The 3,760-nt window shown below is 76.0% G+C and carries 3 protein-coding genes and 1 pseudogene; 3 read left to right on the plus strand and 1 reads right to left on the minus strand.

The annotated features are described in order from the left end of the window. From C6N75_RS30940 to C6N75_RS25950, 3 genes are all read left to right on the plus strand, one after another. On the plus strand, nt 1–224 hold a 224-nt coding region (locus tag C6N75_RS30940; RefSeq protein WP_219852917.1), incomplete at its 5' end, for a hypothetical protein. Between the two features lie 81 nt (nt 225–305). Then, nucleotides 306–2,444 (plus strand): SpoIIE family protein phosphatase, encoded by a 2,139-nt coding sequence (locus C6N75_RS25945; RefSeq protein ID WP_105871309.1) that lies wholly within the window; start codon nt 306–308, stop codon nt 2,442–2,444. A 106-nt stretch (nt 2,445–2,550) separates the two neighbouring features. Further along, on the plus strand, nt 2,551–3,411 hold the full coding sequence (locus tag C6N75_RS25950; protein WP_105871310.1) for an Fpg/Nei family DNA glycosylase: 861 nt from the start codon (nt 2,551–2,553) through the stop codon (nt 3,409–3,411). A 45-nt stretch (nt 3,412–3,456) separates the two neighbouring features. Here the strand turns inward: C6N75_RS25950 and C6N75_RS30945 are convergent. Next, nucleotides 3,457–3,760: pseudogene (locus C6N75_RS30945) on the minus strand (hypothetical protein); the annotation flags it as partial.

Genomic DNA, 3,760 nt, shown 5'->3' on the forward strand with positions numbered 1-3,760 from the left:
CCCCCGGCCCGCCCGAGGCGGCCGAACCCCAGGACCTCTACGGGCCGCCCGAGCTGTACGGCCCGGACGGCGGCGACGACCTCGGGCCGGCGGACGGCGGCGGCGAGCCCGCCCCGGGCGGCGGCGCGGGACCGGACGCCGGCGGCCCGGACGCCGGCGGCCCGGACGCCGGCGGTCCGGACGCGGGTGGGGCGGGCGACGGGCCGGTGTTCGACATGGAGTGAGGGCCGCGGGCAGGGTGTCGGAGATGCTCAATAGGTGCATAACGGGTCGAAAAACCCGGCGGATGATGGCAGAGTGGCCCCATGGTTGATCCGGCAGCGGATGCCCTGTCGCCTTCCGAGGACTGGCCCGCCCCTCCGGATCTGAGTCTGTCGCTCAACCGCATGGGCAGCTTCGACTGGGACCTCGGCACCGGGCGGATGCACATGGACGCGGCGGCCCTCGACGTCTTCGAACTGGACGCCGCCGCCTACGACGGACGCCCCGAGACGCTCGGCGCGCGCGTCCCGCCCACCGAGGCGATCCGCCTCGACACCCTCGTCACCCAGGCCCTCAAGGACGGCTCCACCCACTACGGCGCGTACTTCCGCGTCCGAGGGCGCGACGGCACCCTGCGCTGGACCCACACCCAGGGGACCATCCGCCGCGACGAGACCGGCCGCCCCCACCGGATCATCGGCATCGTCCGCGACGCCACCCAGGAGCTGGCCGAGTCCACCGCCCGCCGCGAGGTCGACGACGAGCGCCGCCGCCAGACCAGCGTCGTGGAGTCCGCCACCGCCGCCCTGGCGCACGCCCGCACCGTCAAGGACGTCATCGACGTGCTGAAGGACTCGCACGGCCTGGCCCACCTCGGCGCGACCAGCATGGTGATGGGCCTGCTGGAGTCCGGCCGCATCCACCTGGTCGCCGACGGCCCCGCCAGCTCGCACGTCCCCGGCACCCGCTACACCCGGGTCGACGAGCAGTACCCGATGAGCGAGGTGGTCCGCACCCTGCGCCCCCGCTTCATCGAGTCCGCCGACGACTTCGCCCGCTCCTACCCGGTGCTGTGGCCGCACATCGGCAGCCTGGGCATCACCTCCGCCGCCTATCTGCCGCTGATCGCCCAGGCCCGGCCGATCGGCGCGCTCGGCCTGCTCTACAGCGACAAGATCGGCTTCAGCTCCGAGGACCGCAACGTCCTGGTCGCCCTCGGCAGCAGCCTCGGCCAGAGCCTGATGCGCGCCATGCTCTACGAGCAGGAGCACGACCTCGCCGAGGGGCTCCAGCAGGCCATGCTGCCCCGCCGCATCCCCGAGGTGCCCGGCGCGAGCATCGCCGTCCGCTACCGCGCCGCCCGCATCGGCCGGGACATCGGCGGCGACTGGTACGACGTCGTCCCGCTGCCCGGCGGCCGGCTCGGCGCGGTCATCGGCGACGTCCAGGGCCATGACACCCACGCCGCCGCCGTCATGGGCCAGCTCCGCATCGTGCTGCGCGCCTACGCCACCGAGGGGCACAGCCCGGCCACCGTCATGGCCCGGGCCTCCTCATTCCTGCACGAGCTGGACACCGACCGCTTCGCCACCTGCACCTACCTGGAGGCCGACCTGGCCACCGGAGTCGTCCAGGTGGTGCGCGCCGGGCACGTCGACCCGCTGCTGGTGGAGGCCGACGGGGTCTGCCGCCGGCTGCCCGTCGTCGGCGGCATGCCGCTCGGCCTGTCCGCCGAGTTCGGCCGCCTCGACTATCCGGTCGGCACCCTCGAACTGGACCCCGGGCAGACCCTGCTGCTCTACACCGACGGCCTGGTCGAGCAGCCCGGCGCCGACCTCGACGAGGGCATGCAGTGGCTCACCGGCCAGGTCCGCGGCGGCCCCCGGGAGCCGGAACCGCTCGCCGACCACCTGTGCGCGGCCGCCGACGAGCGCGGCGGCGACGACGACGTGGCCCTCCTGCTGCTGCGCCGCACCGGCGGACCCACCGCGCGGACCGGGGCACGGCTCCAGCAGCACGTCGCCCAGAGCGACCCCGAGGCGCTGGCCGCCGCCCGGCACATGATCCGCGCGGCGGTACGGGCCTGGGGCGCCGCCGCCCGCGCCGACGAGATCGAACTGGTCGCCGACGAGCTGATCACCAACGCGCTGCTGCACACCGACGGCGGGGCGATCGTCACCCTGCGGATGCTCTCGGGACCGCGCCCCAGGCTGCGGGTCGAGGTCGAGGACCGCTCCAGCGCCCTGCCCCGCCGCCGGGAGGCGGGCCTGTCCGGGGTCTCCGGCCGCGGGCTGCTGCTGGTGGACCTGTTGGCCGAGGTGTGGGGCGTCGAGTCGCGCGGCACCGGCAAGTGCGTCTGGTGCGAGTTCCCGGTCGCCGACCGCCCCCGGCGCCCCGAGCCCGCCGCCACCGCCGCCGGCCCCGCCCGCACCGTCCGCTCCGCCTGGGGCGGCGCCGGCTAGCGCCGCACCGGCGCCCGGCCGGAGACACACCGGCGGCCGCCGACCGCCCGGCCCGGGGCGCACCGGCCGTCGAGCGCCCGGGCCGTCCGTCGGGCAGGCTGGAGCCATGCCCGAACTGCCCGAGGTCGAAGCGCTGCGCGAGTTCCTCGACGAGCACCTCACCGGCCAGGAGATCGCCCGCGCCATGCCCATCGCGATCAGCGTGCTGAAGACCTACGCCCCGCCGCTGTCCGCGCTCGACGGGGCCGCCGTCACCGAGGTCGACCGGCACGGCAAGTTCCTCGACGTCACCGCCGGCGGGCTCCACCTGGTCGTCCACCTCGCCCGCGCCGGCTGGCTGCACTGGCGGGACGTGCTGCCGTCCGGCCCGCCCCGCCCGGGCAGAGGGCCGCTCGCCCTGCGGGTGGCGCTCACCGGCGGCGACGGCTTCGACCTCACCGAGGCCGGCACCACCAAGCGGCTCGCCGTCTACCTGGTGCACGACCCCGCCGAGGTGCCCGGCGTCTCCCGGCTGGGACCCGACCCGCTCACCGACGCCTTCACCCGGGACGCCTTCGCCGCCCTGCTTGCCGGCGAACGCCGCCGGCTCAAGGGCGCGCTGCGCGACCAGAGCCTCATCGCCGGCATCGGCAACGCCTACAGCGACGAGATCCTGCACACCGCCAGGATGTCGCCCTTCAAACCCGTGCAGAACCTCACCGAGGCCGAGACCACCGCCCTGTACGAGGCGCTGCGCGGCACCCTCGCCGACGCCGTCGCCCGCTCCCGCGGCGTCGCCGCCGGACGGCTGAAGGCCGAGAAGAAGAGCGGCCTCAAGGTCCACGGCCGCACCGGCGAGGCCTGCCCGGTCTGCGGCGACACCATCCGGGAGGTGTCCTACCGGGACTCCTCCCTCCAGTACTGCCCCACCTGCCAGACCGGCGGCAAGCCGCTCGCCGACCGCCGGATGTCCCGCCTGCTGAAGTGACCGCACCCCGGGCCGGCACCGGGTCCGGGCCGGGCCGGAGCCGCGTCAGGGCCGCAGCGCGACCAGGCGACCGCCGTCCGCCGCCCGCACCTCCAGTCGGGCGATCTCGGCCAGCCGCATCGCCGTCCCCGCCTCCACCAGCGGGGCGTGACCGGCCGCCGCCGACCACGTCGCCACCGGCCACGCCTCCCCGTCCGCGCGCACCGCCACCAGCTCGCACACCCCGGCCGACCGCACCCCGGTCACCCGCAGCACCAACTCGGTGCCCCACTCGCGGTCCCGCAGCGACACCCGCGCCGCCACCCCCGTCGCCGCGTCCGCCGCCGACGCCGTCCGCACCCCCGCCGGC

Source organism: Streptomyces solincola, assembly GCF_002982015.1.
GTDB lineage: Bacteria > Actinomycetota > Actinomycetes > Streptomycetales > Streptomycetaceae > Streptomyces > Streptomyces solincola.